The organism is Ruegeria sp. YTSA108 (genome assembly GCF_059610185.1).
The window spans coordinates 76,785-95,303 of sequence record NZ_JBXWND010000004.1; the positions used below are offsets into that span (position 1 = coordinate 76,785).

General features: G+C 53.7%; 15 protein-coding genes. 7 read left to right on the forward strand and 8 right to left on the reverse strand.

Translation table 11 applies throughout. The annotated features are described in order from the left end of the window. Window positions 1–11: 11 nt before the first annotated feature. From AC2FHW_RS07660 to AC2FHW_RS07675, 4 genes are read right to left on the reverse strand one after another with little or no spacing between them, the layout of a single operon-like run. The gene (locus tag AC2FHW_RS07660; protein WP_246097221.1) at window positions 12–644 is read right to left on the reverse strand and encodes an ABC-type transport auxiliary lipoprotein family protein; all 633 of its coding nucleotides are present in this window, start codon (window positions 642–644) and stop codon (window positions 12–14) included. Window positions 645–658: 14 nt separating this feature from the next. Further along, window positions 659–1,975 (reverse strand): MlaD family protein, encoded by a 1,317-nt coding sequence (locus AC2FHW_RS07665; protein ID WP_271949005.1) that lies wholly within the window; start codon window positions 1,973–1,975, stop codon window positions 659–661. Window positions 1,976–1,980: 5 nt separating this feature from the next. After that, window positions 1,981–2,796 (reverse strand): ABC transporter ATP-binding protein, encoded by an 816-nt coding sequence (locus tag AC2FHW_RS07670; protein WP_271949003.1) that lies wholly within the window; start codon window positions 2,794–2,796, stop codon window positions 1,981–1,983. 1 nt (window position 2,797) lies between these two features. Then, window positions 2,798–3,922 (reverse strand): ABC transporter permease, encoded by a 1,125-nt coding sequence (locus AC2FHW_RS07675; RefSeq protein ID WP_142636425.1) that lies wholly within the window; start codon window positions 3,920–3,922, stop codon window positions 2,798–2,800. Window positions 3,923–4,113: 191 nt separating this feature from the next. On the opposite strand from AC2FHW_RS07675, the gene AC2FHW_RS07680 reads away from it, so the two are divergent. From AC2FHW_RS07680 to AC2FHW_RS07710, 7 genes are all read left to right on the forward strand, one after another. Further along, on the forward strand, window positions 4,114–4,518 hold the full coding sequence (locus AC2FHW_RS07680; RefSeq protein WP_271949000.1) for an SxtJ family membrane protein: 405 nt from the start codon (window positions 4,114–4,116) through the stop codon (window positions 4,516–4,518). A gap of 16 nt (window positions 4,519–4,534) precedes the next feature. Beyond that, window positions 4,535–4,684, forward strand: a complete 150-nt coding sequence (locus AC2FHW_RS07685; RefSeq protein ID WP_142636421.1) for a DUF5989 family protein — start codon at window positions 4,535–4,537, stop codon at window positions 4,682–4,684. Between the two features lie 4 nt (window positions 4,685–4,688). After that, window positions 4,689–6,524, forward strand: coding sequence for a carbamoyltransferase family protein (locus AC2FHW_RS07690; protein WP_271948996.1), 1,836 nt, complete (start codon window positions 4,689–4,691; stop codon window positions 6,522–6,524). Between the two features lie 72 nt (window positions 6,525–6,596). Then, entirely contained in the window at window positions 6,597–8,129 is a 1,533-nt protein-coding gene (locus tag AC2FHW_RS07695) for a sulfatase-like hydrolase/transferase (protein ID WP_496676912.1), read from the forward strand. A 104-nt stretch (window positions 8,130–8,233) separates the two neighbouring features. Beyond that, the gene (locus AC2FHW_RS07700; RefSeq protein WP_271948990.1) at window positions 8,234–10,099 is read left to right on the forward strand and encodes a PAS-domain containing protein; all 1,866 of its coding nucleotides are present in this window, start codon (window positions 8,234–8,236) and stop codon (window positions 10,097–10,099) included. Next, window positions 10,099–10,800 (forward strand): response regulator transcription factor, encoded by a 702-nt coding sequence (locus AC2FHW_RS07705; protein ID WP_142636417.1) that lies wholly within the window; start codon window positions 10,099–10,101, stop codon window positions 10,798–10,800. The genes AC2FHW_RS07700 and AC2FHW_RS07705 overlap by 1 nt, the downstream gene beginning before the upstream one ends. Before the next feature lie 252 nt (window positions 10,801–11,052). Then, complete coding sequence (locus AC2FHW_RS07710) at window positions 11,053–12,819, forward strand: ABC transporter ATP-binding protein (RefSeq protein ID WP_496713601.1); 1,767 nt, start codon at window positions 11,053–11,055, stop codon at window positions 12,817–12,819. A gap of 77 nt (window positions 12,820–12,896) precedes the next feature. Here the strand turns inward: AC2FHW_RS07710 and AC2FHW_RS07715 are convergent, their stop codons facing one another. The 4 genes from AC2FHW_RS07715 to AC2FHW_RS07730 all read right to left on the reverse strand — a co-directional run bounded on the left by AC2FHW_RS07715 (window position 12,897) and on the right by AC2FHW_RS07730 (window position 18,490). Beyond that, a complete protein-coding gene (locus AC2FHW_RS07715; RefSeq protein ID WP_496676917.1) occupies window positions 12,897–14,138 on the reverse strand; it encodes an HlyD family type I secretion periplasmic adaptor subunit in 1,242 nt (413 codons plus the stop codon). A 52-nt stretch (window positions 14,139–14,190) separates the two neighbouring features. Further along, window positions 14,191–16,338 (reverse strand): type I secretion system permease/ATPase, encoded by a 2,148-nt coding sequence (locus tag AC2FHW_RS07720; protein WP_271948980.1) that lies wholly within the window; start codon window positions 16,336–16,338, stop codon window positions 14,191–14,193. After that, window positions 16,335–17,558: a TolC family protein gene (locus AC2FHW_RS07725; RefSeq protein WP_271948977.1), complete on the reverse strand. Its 1,224-nt coding sequence runs from the start codon at window positions 17,556–17,558 to the stop codon at window positions 16,335–16,337. The genes AC2FHW_RS07720 and AC2FHW_RS07725 overlap by 4 nt, the downstream gene beginning before the upstream one ends. Before the next feature lie 137 nt (window positions 17,559–17,695). After that, window positions 17,696–18,490 carry a SapC family protein gene (locus AC2FHW_RS07730; protein WP_271948974.1) on the reverse strand — a complete coding sequence of 265 codons (795 nt, stop codon included), beginning with the start codon at window positions 18,488–18,490 and terminating at the stop codon, window positions 17,696–17,698. Window positions 18,491–18,519 lie beyond the last annotated feature (29 nt).

Here is an 18,519-nt window from a genome sequence, read left to right on the forward strand (position 1 = left end):
CTTGGGAGTAACTAGAATGACCTAGGGTTGTTGGCTGTATGGGTACTAATTCTACGAATGCTCCATTCGACAGCATCCCGCATGGTTTTACCCAGAGCAACGTCAAAGGCAGTAACCAGATCTTCGGTCTGGTTACTTTTGGCAATTACGTTCTCTTGGAACGAATTCGATGCGATGATTTTGTCGTCGAACTCGTCCACGATCTTGATATTCATGCGGACTTCGACGCGTACGGTCGAGCTTTCACCATCCTGGTTAACGACAATGCCCTGAAACTCGCGTAGATCGGGAACAATCACATAATCCGGACGAAGCCCCACGGTCGAACGACCCACGGCAGATACCCGTCCGCTGTTTTCATAGCTTTCGACCAAAAGCGCCTGGACGATCAGCGGCGCTCGATCCACCCATCTGGCACGCGGCAGATATTGAACTTGCAAAGGTGTCGGCTGAACTGCAATTTGATCGGTATTTACCGCGGCAGTCGCGGTTGGCTCTTGGACCACGATCTGTTTCTGGATGCGTGGCAGCGAAGAAGAAAACGTGCTTTTGGGTGTCAGCAGATAGAGATCATTGGGTTCTGAGGCCTGCCGCAGCGTTTCCAGTCCAGTACACGCCCCCAAAGACGCCAAAACTGCGGTCATTATCAAATGCCTGATCATTGACGATACTCCGATGCTTGGGTCCCAAGAAGGAAACGGGCGGGGTCGCGTTCAACTTTGTCCACCAGACGATCGAGGCTGATCACCAGTCGTTGGGATTCTTCTATGAAACGCGTGAATTGTGGCAGGCCAACCCGCATGAAATCGGACAGTTGACGGCGATTGTCCTGAACGATGCCGTCGATCGTTCCCAAAAGTTCCGAGGCCGATTTGGACGCGCTGAGGATGTCGGCTGAAATATCATCAAGCCTGTCTGTCACTTTCGTCACCGTGGACGCCACTTGGTTGGCGGCATTGCGGACATCATCCATGACGACGCCGATATCTTTGTTGATCACCTCATTGGCCGAGTCAAATGCGCGTTCAGCTGAGGTCAAAGTGCCCTTTGCTGTTTCCATCGCACCAGTGACGGAGCCGAGCGTTTTGTTTGCGTTCACGAAGGTCTCGGAAACCGTGGCCAGCGCGACGCGCCCATCTTCGGTCAGGACCGTAAGGTGGTCTGCCAGGGTCGAGGCCCGTTCGATGAAGGGCTGCAGATCCTGCTGCATGATGCGATCTGCTGCGTCAAAAGTATCTTTTGCGCTGTCTAGGGCCGATACAGCCGTGTCGGATGCGGTTTTCAGGCTATTTAATGTATTTGTTCCGGCTTCCAGTGTTGTTTCTGCGGTGTCTGCCAATTTTTCGAGGCGTTTTGAGAAGGCTGAAATTTCTTTAGCTGCGCCACCCAAATCTGAGGACAAGTTTTCGAAATCTGCAAGGGTTTTGTCCAGCCTTCCGGTGGCCGAAGATACGTTCTCCAGAATCTGAGATACCTGCTGGCGGTTCTTGTCATCCACCACCTTGTCGATATCCTCGATCAGCGTAATCGCCTTTTCCAACAGTTTAGGGGCACCTTCGAACAAGGACTGGATGGTGCTGCGTTTGCTTTTGATCAGGCTGTCCTGTTCTAAACGCTTGGCCGAGGCCGAGCCTCCGGTCAGTTCCACATAGCTGACCCCAGTGACCCCAAGCGATTGTAACTGGGCGACGGTATCCTCTGTCACCGGGATACTTGCGTCTACTTCAATGCGGACGCGCACTTTAGATGGGTGCTCGTCATCCAAGTTAAGGGAGATTACCTGCCCGACTGGCAGTCCGTTGTAACTGACGCCACCTGCCGCAGACAGGCCCGAAACATTGTCGAACAGTACATTGTAATAGGCGTATTGCCGGGAAACCTCGAATTTGGCCAGCCATAGAAAAAAGCCAAACGCACCCAGTATTCCAGCCAGGGTGAATGCACCGATCAGGATATAATTTGCTCGGGTTTCCATGGGTGTTACCTGTCCTGACCCTTTTTTTGTGCTGCGCGCGCCCGGGGGCCGGTGAAATATTCTTGTACCCAAGGATGATCGACTTTGGTCATCTCTTCAATCGGACCATCAACCAGAACACGTTTTTCTGCAAGAACTGCGATCCTGTTGCAAATCGCATAAAGGCTATCCAGATCGTGCGTGACCATAAACACAGTCAGACCCAGCGCTTGCTGAAGTTCGCCAATCAGGTCGTCATAAGCAGCGGCGCCGATGGGATCCAAACCGGCCGTTGGTTCATCAAGAAATACGATCTCAGGGTCCAGCGCCAGCGCGCGCGCCAAAGCGGCACGTTTGCGCATCCCGCCCGACAGTTCAGACGGGAATTTGCCACAGCTCAGCTGCGGCAGTCCGACCAAGCTGATTTTCAGACCGCCAAGCGCCGACATAAGGCTTTCACTTATTCCTGTATGCTCGCGCAGGGGGGCTACGACATTCTGCAACACGGTGAGCGACGAGAAAAGCGCGCCGTCCTGAAAGGCGACGCCCCAGCGGCGTTCGATGCGCCGCCTCTCTTGTTCGGGGCCGTTCAGGACGTCGACGCCCAGAACTTCGATGCTTCCCGCGGCCGGTTTGTTCAGGCCGACGATGGTGCGGAGCAAGACGGATTTGCCCGTGCCCGAGCCGCCGACAATGCCCAGTACTTCGCCCCGCCAGACATCCAGATTCAGATCCTGGTGCACGATCTGCGGTCCGAACCGGTTGGTCAGATTGCGGACCCGTATCACCGCCTCGCGCTGGGTGTCGCCAATCGGCATCTGTTCGCGGGTTACACCGTCCATTTCAGACCCCCAGTACCGAGAAAAAGATCGAGAACATGGCATCCAGCGCGATCACCAAGAAGATCGCCTGGACCACGGACGCGGTGGTTCTTTGCCCAACACTTTGTGCCGATCCTTTGACCTGTAAGGCCTGCCAACAGGCGATGATACCGATGACCAGCGCAAAGAAAGGTGCCTTGATCATACCGATGGCAAATTGCCAGATGCCGGTGTTTTCCTTGAGGCGGGTCACGAACATTCCGGGGCTGACTCCAAGGTCGATCCAGCTCATAAGTCCGCCGCCAATCAAGGCGGCGATATCGGCGATGAACCCTAGGATTGGCAGCATGATCAGCAACGCCACAACGCGTGGAATGACCAGAACCTCGATCGGATCCAGGCCCAGCGTCCGCATGGCATCTATTTCTTCTTGCACCTTCATCGAGCCGATGGAAGCTGTAAAAGCAGATCCCGAGCGACCCGCAACAATGATTGCCGTCAACAAAATGCCCAGCTCACGCAGCACAGAGATCGAGATCAATTCGACCACGAATATCTCGGCCCCGAACTGCTTGAGCTGCGTGGCCCCCTGAAATGCTAGTACAACGCCGATCAGAAAACCCATAAGGGCAACGATCGGAATCGCTTTCAAACCGGTTTCTTCCATCTGCGATACCAGCGCAGCCCGCCGCAGACGCCGCGGCATCAAGATTGTGCGGACCAGCCGGTGTAGCGTCAGGCCCAGAAACTCAAGCAACGACAAGCTGTCTTTCCAGCCACCGACTGTGCGCTCGCCGACACGTGCCACCCAATCCAGAAAGTCTGGCTTTCCGGGATCAGGGGCGGGTTCGTCCGGCATGTTGCGAGAAACCGTTTCGATCAGCGCGGAATGCGCGGCGGTTGCACCGTGCAGCTCGACTTGCCCGCCGCTGGACTTCACCTTGCGGACAAGGCTGGCAATCAGCCAAGCCCCGCCAGTGTCGAGTGCCTTAACGCCTGTCAAATCAACTGTGACCGTTCCGCCGTTGGGATGGAAATTCGCGAATTCTTGCTCAACCATATCCAGAGATTGGGTGTGAAGATCACCCGATATCTGCAGGTGAACCTGATCCGTATCCAGGTCAGTTGTGAATGTAGGCCGGGTCATGGGGGTATCTGATGTGAATCTGCATGGTGCTGCAACGGGTTTTTGTCACGCTTCAAGTATTTAGCCATCAGGCGATGCAAGATGGCATTCATCGCAAGAATGATGGTTTGAGCTTGCAAAAGGCTTGTTTCGGCAACCAGTAGTGTTATTCTTTGCGCAGGTTTTTTGTTTGGTTATTATGGTTGTGTTCAATGTCTGATCATCACGCGAAGGTAGAAGTCGAAATCGGGTCCGAACGGGGCTTTGGTTACGTCTTCACCGCTGTCTTCTTAATTATCACTCTTTGGCCCTTGTGGGGCGGAGGGTCGGTGCGCCTGATCCCAATGGTTATCGCTGGGGTTATTCTGGCTTTGACAGTTTTTGCACCCGCCACTCTGAAGGTGCCGAACCGGCTTTGGTTCAAACTCGGCATGCTTTTGGGTGCGATTGTGGCCCCAATCGTCATGTTTTTGGTGTTTGTCACTACGTTTGTCCCGTTTGGGCTGGTTACGCGCCTGTTGGGAAAAGACCTGCTGTCACAGAAACTGGACAGTTCATCAGATAGCTACTGGATTGTTCGTGAAGAGCAGCCCGGCAGCATGAAACAGCAATTTTAACAAGGGAGTACCAGGCGTGACATTCGTATCCGAGCTCTGGTCATTTATGAAAGTCAGAAAGAAATTCTGGCTGTTGCCCATTCTGATCGTTTTGGGTGTGTTTGGTGGATTGATCGTGTTGAGCCAAGGCTCGGCGATTGCACCTTTCGTCTACACGTTGTTCTGATCACATGGCATACATTTTAGGTATTTCGGCGCTGTATCACGACAGCGCAGCGGCGTTGCTTTGCGACGGCAAGATCGTTGCGGCCGCGCAGGAAGAGCGTTTTACACGGCGCAAACACGACCCCGGATTTCCAGTAGAAGCCATCAATTACGTGCTGGCCGAATCGGGGGTTGCGCTTGAAGACGTCGACAATGTGGTTTTCTACGACAAACCGTTTCTAAAATTCGAACGGTTGATCGAGACTTACATTGCAGTGGCGCCACGCGGGTTCAATTCCTTCCGCATGGCAATGCCGGTCTGGCTGCGAGAGAAGCTGTTTCTCAAGGATCTGCTTGCAAAGCAGCTTCGCAAAATCGACCCGGAATTCGATCTCGAAAAACTGCTGTTCGCCGAGCACCACATCAGTCACGCGGCCAGTGCGTTCTATCCTTCACCCTTCGAAGACGCGGTCGTACTGACCGTCGATGGTGTCGGAGAATGGGCAACCACCACCGTGGGTATTGGTCGCGGCAATGAGCTGACCATGGTGAAAGAGCTGCATTTTCCGCATTCGCTGGGTCTGCTGTATTCTGCATTCACCTATTACACCGGGTTCAAGGTGAATTCTGGTGAATACAAGGTCATGGGCTTGGCGCCCTATGGCGACCCCAAATACAAGGATCTGATCCTTGAGCATCTTGTCGACCTGAAAGAGGACGGTTCGTTCCGCCTGAACCAGAAGTATTTTAATTATACCGCTGGTCTGACCATGACGAGCAAAGCGATGGAAGAGCTGTTCGACCAACCGGTTCGAAAAGCCGAAACCGACCAGCTGACGCAGTTCCATATGGATATTGCCGCCTCGGTTCAGGCCGTGACCGAAGAGATCATGCTGCGGATCACTCGGGACCTGGCGAAAGAGCATGGTATACGCAACCTCTGTATGGCCGGAGGCGTTGCTCTGAACTGTGTCGCGAATGGCAAAATCCTTCGCGATGGCGCCTTCGATAATGTTTGGGTGCAGCCCGCAGCGGGTGATGCAGGCGGGGCGCTGGGTGCTGCCTATGCGGCCTGGCATCAAGAGCTAGCGCAGCCGCGGCAGGTGACCTCGGGTGATCAGATGCTGGGGGCCTATCTTGGTCCGCGCTATGAAGATGACGACATAGCGCAAGAACTGGCGGCGGCCGGTGCGAAATTTTCCACCTATGAAAATAGTGAGTTGATTGACCAGACGGCGCAGGCGCTGGCTGACGGTAAGGCCGTTGGTTGGTTCCAGGGGCGGATGGAATTCGGGCCGCGTGCGTTGGGTGCCCGCTCCATTCTGGGCGATCCACGGTCAGCTTCGATGCAGAAAACGCTGAACCTGAAGGTCAAGTATCGCGAAAGCTTCCGCCCATTTGCCCCATCTGTTCTGCGCGAAGACGTAGCCGATTGGTTCGAACTGGATGGCGATAGCCCTTACATGTTGATTGTGGCGGATGTGCAGGAAAAAATCCGGCGCAAGATGACCGAGGAAGAAGACGCTCTGTTCGGGATTGAAAAGCTGAACGTCAAGCGATCTGACATCCCTGCTGTTACCCATGTTGATTATTCTGCCCGCATCCAGACAGTCCACCAAGAGACCAACCCAGCCTATCACGCGCTGATTTCAAAGTTCAAAGAACTGACCGGATGCTCTTTGGTGGTGAACACTTCATTCAATGTGCGCGGCGAACCGATTGTGTGCACGCCCACCGATGCGTTCCGCTGTTTCATGGGAACGGATATCGAGGTCCTGTCCATCGGGAACTGCCTGTTGCGTAAGGAAGATCAGGATCCCGCGCTTAGGGAGAATTACGAGACAAAATACGAGCTGGACTAATCTGTTGCGCAAGCGGCGGAACCGCGACACAGTCTGCCCCTGAGACCTATTTGGTGGAATCGGGGGCAGGGAATGCGGCAGCGCGGAAATGTCTTGTTTGTCGTGATTGACCAGCTTCGGGCAGATTGTCTGACCGGCGCGCTGGCCGAGCATGTCAATTTGCCTAATTTGCGCGCTTTTATGGACGAGGCCATCACGTTTCAGCGCCATTTCTCGGTTACTAACCCTTGTGGCCCGTCGCGTGCGTCCATCCTGACCGGGCAATATGCGATGAATCATAGATCGGTTCGCAATGGAACGCCTTTGCGGCACGACACGCCAAACATCGCAACCGAGATGCGTAAGGCGGGATATCTGCCCTTGCTCTACGGGTATACCGACACCTCGGCTGACCCACGGGTTTACGATGCCAATGACCCGATCCTGAAATCTTACGAACGTCCTATGGAGGGGTTTGAAGAGGTCGTGGAAATGCGGCTTGAAGAATCTTATCCTTGGCGCGCTGACCTGCTGAAAAAAGGTTACAGGTTCGACACATACTGGGATCTGCACAAACCTGTTTCAACCTCAGGTGAGCCATCCAAATTGAACGACCCGGCGGTGTACCGCGCCGAAGACAGCGACACCGCCTTTTTGACCAACGCTTTTCTGGACAGTATCGCGGCCTTCGGCGACCAAAGCTGGTTTGCGCATCTGACCTATATCCGGCCTCATCCTCCTTTGGTCGCACCCGCTCCCTATAACGATATGTACGATCCCGTCGCGTTGCCGCGGCCGGTTGGTCATGTCAGCCCAGAAGATGAACTGGCAATACACCCGTTTTTTCGACCAACGATGGCTCGGTATTCGGCTTCGGATTTCGTTTTGGGTTTTGATGAGGTGCAACCCTCCACGGCCAATATTCAGGCGCTGCGCTCTGTTTATCTGGGCCTTGCAACAGAGGTCGATTATCATATCGGCCGCGTTGTCCAGTTTCTCAAGGACAGCAATCAATATGATGAGACATTGATCGTAATCACAGCTGACCACGGTGAAATGCTGGGTGATCGACATAGCTGGGGTAAGATGACCGTCTATGACGCAGCTTATCACACGCCTTTACTGGTCCGGATGCCAGGCAATCAGGCGCAGGCCGGAGCCGTGGTGACGGCACCGACCGAGTCGATTGACATCACGCCAACCATTTTGGATTGGGTGGGCCAGAGTATCCCGAATTCTATTGATGGGCGGTCTTTGATGCCGTTTCTGCAGGGGCAGGGACCCAAGGATTGGCGAAGCTTTTCTTTCAGCGAGCTTGACTTTGCCGAGCCGGAAAATCCAACCCTTTGGCAACAGGAATTGGGAACGGGCAGTAGCGATTCATGCCTGTCCATCTTGCGTGACGAACGGTTTACGCTGGTCGAGTTTGCGGCAAACCTGCCACCGCTTTTGTTTGACCACCTGCGTCGCGGCGAAATGGAAAACGTGGCGAGCAACCCGGAATACGCAACAGACCTGGCCAGGTTGGGGCGCGAGATGCTGCGGCACCGTATGCGAAATATGGACCATACGCTTTCCCTGCATTCCATCACCAAAGAGGGGCCAAAATCCAAGCTCAGGCATTAGTCGGGAATGTTGCCCTGTCTCTGCTACACCTGCGATCAATCTGATGTTACGCATAGCTTCAGAGAGGGGGCAGATTGAACATCACAGATAACCAGATAAAGGCAATGACGACAGCTGGGCTGAATCTGATCGGTCAGGCGTTGTCGATCTACGACAGTCAGTTGCGGCTGGTGCTTTGCAACCGGCCTTTTCAGGTGATGTTCGACCTTCCGGATGATCTGGTCCGGCCGGGTGCGTTGTTCCGTGACACAATACATTTTCTGGCGAGCATCGGCGAGTATGGCCATGATGAGGATGTCGAGGACATCGTCGCACATAGGGTCAGTCAAGCCCTCACATTTGAACCGCACTATATTGAGCGCGTCAGGGCGAATGGGCAGGTGATCTCGGTCGAGGGTGCACCGCTGCCCAACGGCGGATGGGTAACGGTCTATACCGACATCACGGATACCAAACAGGCCGAAGCGCTATTGCGGGCGCGTTCCGAAGAATTGTCGGACGAATTGTTGACCCGGGCCGAGGAATTGGCAGCGACCAACAGAAAGCTAGCGTCGACCATTTCGGCTTTGGAAGAGGCAAAACGTCAGTTAACCGAAATCGAAGCCCGTACCCGGATGACAACCGAAATGATGCCAGCGCATATTGCGCATCTGGATGCCGATGGGCGGTACGATTATTCCAATCGCAAGCTCAGTTCGGTTTTGCCCGGCCGTCCCTCTGAAATTCTTGGGATGCATATTTCTGACGCTTTGGGACCGGCCGCATTTGCGCGGATCGAACAGAACCTGAACCGTGCCTACGACGGGGAAGCCACGGTATTTGAATTCACAGAGGGTCAGGATTCACGTCGAATCCGTGTTTCGTTCACGCCCGACAGCGAAGGCGGTGTCTATGTGATGTCAGTCGACATCACTGAAGAAACGCAAGCCCGTGTGGCCCTGCAACAAACACGCCGCCGGGAAATGGCGGCGCAAATGACAAGCGGTCTTGCGCATGATTTCTCAAACTTGCTGACAATTATACTGGGGATGCAGGCCAAGCTTGATAAAATGGACCTGCCGGAAGGCGCACAAAAGCTGGTGGCCGCCACGCGCCAGACTGCTAAACGCGGCGGGCAGTTGCTGAACCGCATAGCAGGCATGACCGGTAGCCGAACGCCGCAACCCAAAGCCACGGATATGCGTGCTCTGCTCGAGGATTTGCGTATTCTCGCCACGCCGTCACTGCCGCGTGGCATGGGGCTTTCGGTCGTGAATACATTGCCGGATGTGGCACTTATGTTGGATCAGGGGATGATGCAGGACGCCATCCTGAATCTGGTGCTGAATGCGCGAGATGCGTGCGGAGAAACAGGTCAGATCACGATCAGCGCGCATACGATTGGTGGAACCTGGATCGAGATTTCCGTCTCGGACACAGGGCCGGGCTTTTCGGAAGAAGCGCTTGGAAAAGCACTCAATCCTTTCTTCACCACAAAGGGTGATAAGGGATCGGGTTTGGGTTTGCCCATGGTTTACGATACGGTCAAATTGACCGGCGGAAATCTGAGCCTGCGCAATACACCAAGCGGCGCCATGGTGGTTCTTCGGTTACCATACCGCGCCGCGCCGCCTGCGCTGGAAGGGCTGGTTCTGTTGGTTGAAGACAGCAGCCAACTTCGTCGGAATTTCCGTGATATGCTTGTGGAGATGGGGTTCACCGTGATTGAGGCGACCTCAACCGATGAGGCGCTTTCATTGGTGAACCAGATCGAAGACATTGCATTGATATTGTCCGACATTCGGCTGGAAGGACCAGAGACAGGGCTTGACCTTTTGCAGAAAGTGAACCCTGACTTGCCGTGTATTCTAATGACATCGCTGCCTTATTCCGACCCGCTGCATCGTCAGGCACTGGCTTTGGCACCAGTTCTGCGCAAACCGTTCACACAAGCGCAGCTTACTGCCTTAATCCGAAATGAGGCCGCATGATGAACCAACCGCTGGTAACCATCTTAGATGATGAGCCTGAGATACGTCGTATCCTGACCGACACACTGGAAGAGGCGGGGTTCCGCACTCAAAGTTTTTCCCGTGCTCGTGAATTTGAAGCATCGTTGAAAAGAGTGGTGCCCGATGTGTGTCTGGTCGACCTGTCTTTGCCGGACACAGACGGCTTGGCACTTGTTCATCGCCTGGCTTTGGAACAAGGTGCCGCAGTCATCATTATTTCGGGGCGGGCACAGGTACAGGATCGTGTCACCGGATTGGAGCTTGGTGCGGATGACTACATCACCAAACCCTTTGATCCAGCCGAAGTGGTCGCTCGTATCCGGGCGCGGCTTCGATCATCGCGGGCACCAGCTCCTCAGTCAGAGATCGCAGAATTCAACGGCTGGACCGCGTATTTCGACCGCTACGTTCTTGAAGACGGTTCCGGATCAGAAACGCCGTTCAGCCACGCCGAGGCCGAGGTGTTACGTCTGTTTCTAGATAGTCCTAAACGGTTGATCAGCCGGTCGCAGATGCAAGAAGCGCTCGGGGGAGGCGCGGGCGACAGCTTTGACCGGGCCATGGACGTGCGAATATCCCGATTGCGAACAAAACTGGGCGAGGACCCTAAGAACCCGCGATTGATTAAAACCATCTATGGGGCAGGGTACATCTTTTTGGGCGACGTCGCCTGGCGATGATGATGACGAAGCTGGGTGCATCTGGCATTCGGTGTGAAACGGGCTCATAAGCCGTCGGAACGTAGGGGTGCTAAAGTAGATATTGCGGTCGCCACCCCGTTATTGTCGGTCGCGTGTTGATAATCTTTCGGCAGGCACTGGATTCTCGGTACAGTCAGGCATAACTAACACAACCGCGCGGTTCTTTGGCTAAGGCTAACTTGGGTTGAAACGTGATCAGATATCGAATTCGAAAAGGTTTTGGAGCGTAAAATGATCAAAGAGACCTTAGCGAACTGGCGATCCAGCCATCTCGGTCGACTTTTGAGTGAAAGTCTTCGGAAGCAGGGTTGGTTGTACGGTGTTGCCATGGTGGCGATGATTGTCGTCGCAGCAACAACTGCGGGAACCGCATGGATGATGGAGAACATCGTCAATGCGATGACCACGCCTGAGATGAAGTCGCAAGTCTACCTGATTGCCGCAGCGGTCGTCGGCTTGTTTTTGAGTAAGGCTGTCGCCTCTTATATCCAGTCGATCTTTCTGGCGCGTGCGGGCAACCGGATCATAGCGGTGCAACAGGAAAGGCTTTACAATAAGCTGCTGAAACGCGGTGTTGGTTTCTTTGCTGAAACAGAATCGTCCAACCTTCTTATGCGCGTAACTCATGGCGCTCAGGCCGCGCGGCGGCTTATCGACGTCATGGTGACCAGCTTCGTTCGTGATGCCCTGACATTGGTCGGCCTCATCTTCGTGATGATTTACCAGGAACCTGTATTGTCAATTCTGTTCTTCTTTGTGGGTCCCGTTGCGCTTTTGAGTGTGCGTTACATCCTCAAAGGTGTGCGGTCGATCATGCAGTCAGAAATGAAGGCGCTGTCTGAAATCATCAAGGTTCTGCAGGAAACATCTGCGGGCATTCGGGTCATCAAGGTCTTTGCTTTGGAAGACAACATGACTGACCGTATGAATGGGGCGATCAGGTCGGTTGAAAAACGGGCGAACTCAATTTCCAGATTGCAGTCGATTGCCAGCCCGTTGATGGAGCTTCTGGCCGGTGTCGCGATTGCGGGTGTTCTGATCATCAGTACTCTTGATATTACCGGCAGCGAGCCGACTTCGGCAGGCCAACTGATGTCATTTATCACAGCGCTTCTGATGGCTTATGAACCCGCCAAACGCCTGTCAAAAATGCGGGTCGTGATTGAAACGGCCCTGGTACCAGTGGGGATGATGTTCGAGCTGCTTGATCAGGAAGACCCGATGGTCGAAAGCGTGAACCCTGAAAAGCTGAAATCCGGCCCGGGTGAAATCCGTCTAAACAACGTGACGTTCGGCTATCAGGGTGAGCAAAAAGTAATCCGAGATATGAACCTGACCTTCGAGGCAGGCAAGACGACAGCTCTGGTGGGTCAGTCCGGTGGTGGCAAGTCCACGATTTTTGGGTTGATCATGCGGTTTTATGATCCCGATCAGGGCAAGGTCGAAATCGATGGCCAAAACCTTGTCGATGTAAGTTTTGCCTCTTTGCGCCGGAAGATCTCCTATGTGGGCCAAGACACGTTCCTGTTCTCGACAACCGTGATGGAGAACCTTCGTTTTGCGCGACCTGGTGCCACCGATGAAGAGGTGATTGAGGCCGCAAAGGCTGCCCATGCTGATGTGTTCATCTCACAACTGCCAAATGGGTACGATACGCAGGTAGGCGAAAACGGCGCGTTTCTTTCTGGAGGTCAAAAACAGCGTCTGGCGATCGCGCGGGCAATTCTACGCAATGCCGAGATTTTGCTTTTGGATGAAGCCACCAGTGCTTTGGATGCGGAATCTGAGGCGCTTGTTAAGGCTGCGCTGGACAAGTTGACCGAGAATGTAACAACCATTGTAATCGCACACCGGCTTTCGACTGTGCTTCAGGCAGATACCATTATGGTTGTTCAAGACGGCGAAGTTATCGAACAGGGCAACCTTGATGCGCTAATCGAACATAACGGGACGTTCCGCCAACTGTTTGACCAGCAATTCAAGCTTCCGGGATCCTAAGCTCAGTCCGAATGGGCGGGGCCCCACATAGATTCTGAACGGCATCGAGAAGTAATGGGCGTTGGCCCGGTCAATTACTACTCACGAAGAGCCTGATCTTTGACTTTGACAATCGGCTGCAGCAGGTAGTCCAAAACGGTTTTCTTGCCCGCAAGAATATCCACCTCGGCAATCATGCCGGGAATAATTTCAACCGCTACTCCGTTCCCATCCAACATCGAGTGGTTGGTCCGGATTTCCACGACAAAAACTTCTTCATCGTCCCGCTCAGATCGCGTCACGGTATCAGCCCCGATACGGATAATTTGCCCGTCCAAGGCCCCGTATCGAGCAAAATCATAGGCAGTAATCTTGATCCGAACCAACTGTTCAGGGTGCAGAAATGCGATGTCTTCGGGGCGGACATAGGCTTCGACCAACAAAGACTCATCCAGCGGTACAATTTCGATCAGTTCCTCACCGCTCCGTGCCATACCGCCTATGGTCGTGCGGTGAATGCGATTTACGATGCCGCGTACCGGCGACCTGATTTGTGCCTGTTCCGCTCTGTTTCGTAAGGCTGGCAGTGATGGTTCCAGAGTAGCCAGTTCCGCAGTTGCCAATGCAAGTTCGGTCAAAGCCGCACTTCGAAACCTGCTTTGTGTCGCCCGAACCCGATCATCAATTTCCTCCAATCCTGTCTTCAGACGGTTGGTAGCGGCTTCAGCCCTGGTCCGGCGGCCTTGCCACTCAGCCTCGCTGCGTCGCAATGACAATAGTGTCGTGGCGGGTTCCATCTGCTGTTCTACTAGGGGGGTAATGATTGCCCGTTCCTCGGCCAGAACTTTCAAAGTCTCGGACGCGGTCACCGTATCGACAAGCCCTTCTTCGTATTCTCTTAACCGTTGTTCCCGTTGGCTCATCAGAATTGAGATTTCTGCCTGCAACTCTGATCGCCGGCCTTGAAACAGAGCTGTCTCAGACTGAACAACAGTCGGCGCACCTTGGACCAGGATCGTATCAAATGTCAGCTCGGTCCCGTCTATCTCAGCTTGCAGGCGCTGAGATCGGGCTCTCAAGCCATATGCACGCTGTTCCTCTTGGCTGAGCTTGCTGTCGATTTGGGTGGTATCGAACTCCATCAGCAACTTCCCCTTTTCAACAACCTCGCCTTCTCGGACATTCAATGACTGCAGAATGCCGGACTCCGTAGCTTCAATCATCTGAACATCCGCCGACGGCACGATGCGGCCTTCTACACGGGTGACATCATCAAGTTCAGTGAAATGGGCCCAAAACGCTGCAGCCGCCAAGAAAGTCAGGATTACCAAGAGAAGCAATGAACTCCTGACCGGTGACCCGCCTCGCATTTCCCGGGCAAGCGAGGCTAGGTCATGATGCTGCGACATTCAGATGCCTCCGTTGCTTTCCGGAATGCTGTGACAGTATGCTTTTTGGTCCATCTACCCGTACTTTGCCGCCCTCTATGACGATAACCCTATCGACAAGTTCCAATAGGCTGGTTCGATGGGTTACGATCAGCATAGTTGTGTCGGGGGTCGCCTTTTTGAGCCGCTGAATGACCTCAGCTTCGGTTTTGACGTCCATGGCACTTGTTGGCTCGTCGAGAAGAAGAACCGGAGGTTTACCAATCAGGGCTCTGGCCAAGGCGATGGCCTGCCGTTGTCCCCCTGACAATCCCTCACCGCGCTCTTCCAGATTTTGGTCATAGCCTCCGGGATGGCGAGAGACAAAATCCTCGACCCCAGCGACTTGGCCCGCCCAAATCAGATCCTCATCCCTTGGCCTGATTGCGCCGCTTTTGATATTGTCGCGGATTGACCCGGAAAACAGCCAAATATCTTGCAGAACAGAGCCGATATTGCGCCGCAAATCACCTGGATCAATTTGTCTGATATCGACCCCATCCAATTGAACAGACCCGGCGTCTGGATCGTACAAGCCAAGCATTAGCCGCGCGACCGTGCTTTTCCCCGAGCCGATCGGACCGAGGATTGCAACCTTCTCTCCGGGCGAGATGGTGAATGAAACACCGGACAAGACGTTGTCGTGTTTTTCGGGATAAGCAAACTGGATATTTTCGAAGGTTAATCTCCCTTCAAAGCGATCGCGACTGATCCAGCTCCGCCCTTCGGGGCGTTCACTGTCGGCCTGCATTAAGGCATTAAGGTTTTGATAGGCATTTCGGGCCTGATTAACCCGTGTCAGGGTCTGTGCCAGTTGCCCAAGTGGCGCAAGAGCCCGCCCGGTCAACATGACCGAAGCAACAAGCGCGCCCATGCTTGCCTGACCATCCATCACAAGAAAAACACCGTAGAAAACGATAAGGACCTGGGCGGCCTGTTGGGTAAATCCGGTCAGATTCAAGGCAAATTGAGTCACTGCCCTGCTGCGCGCGCCATGTGATGACTGAAGCTGTATGGCAGCCTCCCACCGCGACCTCATGGGCCGGGCCGCCGCTGTCGTTTTTATGGTCTCCAACCCGGATACAGTTTCGACCAGAACCGATTGCTTGGATTGACCATCGGTGAAGCTTTTCTCGGCAAGGCGAGAAAGTATAGGTTGCACGATGATGCCTGCGAGCAAAACGACAGGCACAGCCAGAGCTGGAACAAGTGCAAGTGGGCCACCGACCAAGTAAATGACAAAGACAAACAATGCTATGAAGGGTAGATCCACGACTGCCACCAAGGTGGCGGATGTGAAAAACTCACGGAGTGTTTCAAATTCACGAATGGTGCTGGCCATGGCTCCTGTCGAACCTGTGCGCGCCTTCATGCGAATGTTGAGGACCTGGTCAAAGACTCTACGGCCCATCGAAATATCTGCTTTCTGGCCAGCCCGATCTATGAATCCTGCCCGCAGAAGTTTGAGTACGAAATCAAAAAGCAGCGCGATCCCAACACCTGCTGTCAAAGCAATCAGAGATTCTGTGGCTTCGTTTGGCAAAACACGGTCATAGACGACCATGATAAAGACCGAGGTAGATAGACCAAGCAGATTTGCCAACGCCGCCGCAAGCGCAACCTGAGTGTAAGACCAACGATTTGCCGTCATGGCGGACCAAAACCAGTGGCCCGAAGCAGAACTGGACCCCGTGGCTAAATCCTCACGGTGATTGCGCCGCAGCAGGATCGCAAACCCTGTATAGACATCTGATAGATCGGTTTGCTGAATTTCACCTATTTCCGAACCAACCTCTGGATCATAGATCAGAACCCGACCATTTGAGGTTCGGCCATGAAACACAACGGATCTTCCCCCTTCAAGAATCAACAACGCAGGAACCAAAGTGTTGTCAAAAGCTGACAAAGCCCTTCTTCCGTATCCCGCCTGGATCCCAACACGCCGTGCCAGTTCCAATGAATCGCGGATTGTAAGCTCTCCGTTCGACCCTGTTTGGGCCGCGAGAATCCCGGCAAAAGTGATTGGACAGTCAAGATGGGCCGCAGCGTGCATCAGACATTTTTCAAAGCACGATAATTCGGGCGTTGCGAAGGCAGGTGTCAATTGTTTCATTGAGAACCCTCAACGGAACTGATTGAAATCCCAAGGAGATCCAGGATGTCACCAGTCAAACTAAGGATTGCGTAGTCTGTCAGGAAATAGTTCTGTTCGGCTAGGATAAGTCTTTCCTGCGCATTCACATAGTCGCGCTGTGCGTCAAGGATTTCGATCAGACTGCGTCGTCCGATTGTGAATTGCGCGCGCGCCGCTGCAACACTGTCAGCATTCGCCTGCGCAGCTATTCGCGCCTCTTTAAGCCGTTGTGCTCCAGCAATTTGGTCAGTGCGAATTGTGTCCAGCTCTCTTTGTATTTCTCGCGTTAGGGATTGATGAACGAATTCCGCTTCGCGAACTTTGGCTTCAGCCGCGGTGATGGTGGCACGGCGCTGTCCAGTAGAGTCCAGCTCATAATTGAAGGACAGGTCGACCCCGAAATTTGCGTCATTGCTATCATCGCGATCCGCAAATGCCGAAACATTCACGCCGGGTTGACGGCGTGCCAAAGCGGCAGAACGTTCTGCCTTGGCGGCAAGCAGGGCCGCTTCCGAACGTCGAATCTGCAGGCTTCCCGTTACGATACTATGATCCGATTGTGAGATCGTCGGCGCTTTGACTGGGGGTTGAAGATCACCTGACGGGCTGCCAAAAACTTCACGAAACCGGGCATCTGCGAGGTCCACTCTGGCTTTTGCATCCGCCAGTCGCGTCCGTGCATCGGCCATCCGCGACCGCGCTGTCAATACATCGGCGTTCGAACCAGCGCCTAATGCAGCCCTCTCGGAAATTTGTTGAACGAGCTGTTGGTGGACTTCCACATTTTTCACCGAAATATCCAGGATTTTCCGTAAATCCAAGACCACTATATAGACCTCAATCGCAGCCAGAGCGGTTGCCGAGGCTGTTGATAACTGGCCGCTGCGACTTTCAAAAACCCGTGCTTTTGCAGCAGTCAAATCACCGGATGCGGCCCCCCCGTCATAAACGAGCTGTGAGATCCGCAGATAAGGGGTCACGTCGGCTGTGTCCGAGTCTACCCGCTCGGATCTGGCGTTGATTCCAAGTGAAACCTGCGGAAGAAAGGCCCCTTTTGCCGCGTCGTGATTGGCTACCGCCACATCCAGCGCGGACATAGATCGCGCGAGGTTGGGACTGGTCTCGACAGCGTGCCGTACGCGCTTGCCAAAGGAACTGGTGGTCAGTTTCTGAGATGGTTCATGTGTGCGGAAACCCACGGCCCCGGTTGAAAAAGAAGCCTCGACACCGGCAATGTCAGGTGGTTGGGTACAGGCCGATACTATGCTGAAAGAGAGAGCAGAAATCAGAAAACTCAAAAAGCGACCGCATGTGGGCATTTGTCATTCACACTTCATTAGGACCAGATTACGTCATCGGTTTGGGCTTGGGCGAATGCATTCATGAAACCGGTAAGTTCTGAATTTTCGGTGTATTTTACAGATGCACCGGCCTGGGAAATCTGCTTTTGCGCCTGAAAAAGCCATCTGAGATTGGATAATGAAGCCTGATGGCCATAGATCAGGCGTAAGCCTTTTGTTTCGACCAGTTCCAATTTGCGTTTTGCCGATAGCTGTTCCAGGCGTGCAGAGTTGATTTGCAACCAGTTATGTGCAGAGCCGAATTCCAAATTACCGCTCAGGGGCTCAAACAGCCCAAAGGCGTCTATCATTTTGCAAATTTCGGTTGTTCTAATCTGAGAGGTTGCGCGCGCTTTCAAGAAGTTTTGAACTTCTTTCAATTCAGTGCCGAGCGTATCCGGAGTTGAAAAAAAGGGATTGTCAGAGCACTCTTCGGTCAACAGGCCTGAACCTTCATCTACCACCAGCTGAAAGGTGCTGCCGTTATCCATTCGGCGGCACGAAAAGGGGTGGCTGCGCAGTTCGGACGGAATATAGCTGGCCAGCCAACGCCCTTCTGTTGAAACAAATGGCGAGGGTTCACCAGCAAGAAGTGAATATACAGCAATCGGTTCAATTTCTGGGCCGGTCCTGCGAAACACAATTGGAAAAGTGGCTGCAATCTGGAGCACCTCTTCTTCCACGATCACGCTCTCGGTGCGTTCAGCTGCAAAGTCATAAGATGTGAAACGCTTCCAATACCGATGACTGTGACGGTTGAAATTGATCGGAACTAGGCCATTCTGTGCCATTTCTACCTCTTGAAAATCGAGAGTACTGC

What these genes read in the sequence shown, in the direction of transcription:
- AC2FHW_RS07660 (WP_246097221.1), bottom strand. Translation starts at nt 644, where the DNA reads ATGACCGCAGTTTTGGCGTCTTTGGGGGCGTGTACTGGACTGGAAACG.
- AC2FHW_RS07665 (WP_271949005.1), bottom strand. Translation starts at nt 1,975, where the DNA reads ATGGAAACCCGAGCAAATTATATCCTGATCGGTGCATTCACCCTGGCT.
- AC2FHW_RS07670 (WP_271949003.1), bottom strand. Translation starts at nt 2,796, where the DNA reads ATGGACGGTGTAACCCGCGAACAGATGCCGATTGGCGACACCCAGCGC.
- AC2FHW_RS07675 (WP_142636425.1), bottom strand. Translation starts at nt 3,922, where the DNA reads ATGACCCGGCCTACATTCACAACTGACCTGGATACGGATCAGGTTCAC.
- AC2FHW_RS07680 (WP_271949000.1), top strand. Translation starts at nt 4,114, where the DNA reads ATGTCTGATCATCACGCGAAGGTAGAAGTCGAAATCGGGTCCGAACGG.
- AC2FHW_RS07690 (WP_271948996.1), top strand. Translation starts at nt 4,689, where the DNA reads ATGGCATACATTTTAGGTATTTCGGCGCTGTATCACGACAGCGCAGCG.
- AC2FHW_RS07695 (WP_496676912.1), top strand. Translation starts at nt 6,597, where the DNA reads ATGCGGCAGCGCGGAAATGTCTTGTTTGTCGTGATTGACCAGCTTCGG.
- AC2FHW_RS07700 (WP_271948990.1), top strand. Translation starts at nt 8,234, where the DNA reads ATGACGACAGCTGGGCTGAATCTGATCGGTCAGGCGTTGTCGATCTAC.
- AC2FHW_RS07705 (WP_142636417.1), top strand. Translation starts at nt 10,099, where the DNA reads ATGAACCAACCGCTGGTAACCATCTTAGATGATGAGCCTGAGATACGT.
- AC2FHW_RS07710 (WP_496713601.1), top strand. Translation starts at nt 11,053, where the DNA reads ATGATCAAAGAGACCTTAGCGAACTGGCGATCCAGCCATCTCGGTCGA.
- AC2FHW_RS07720 (WP_271948980.1), bottom strand. Translation starts at nt 16,338, where the DNA reads ATGAAACAATTGACACCTGCCTTCGCAACGCCCGAATTATCGTGCTTT.
- AC2FHW_RS07730 (WP_271948974.1), bottom strand. Translation starts at nt 18,490, where the DNA reads ATGGCACAGAATGGCCTAGTTCCGATCAATTTCAACCGTCACAGTCAT.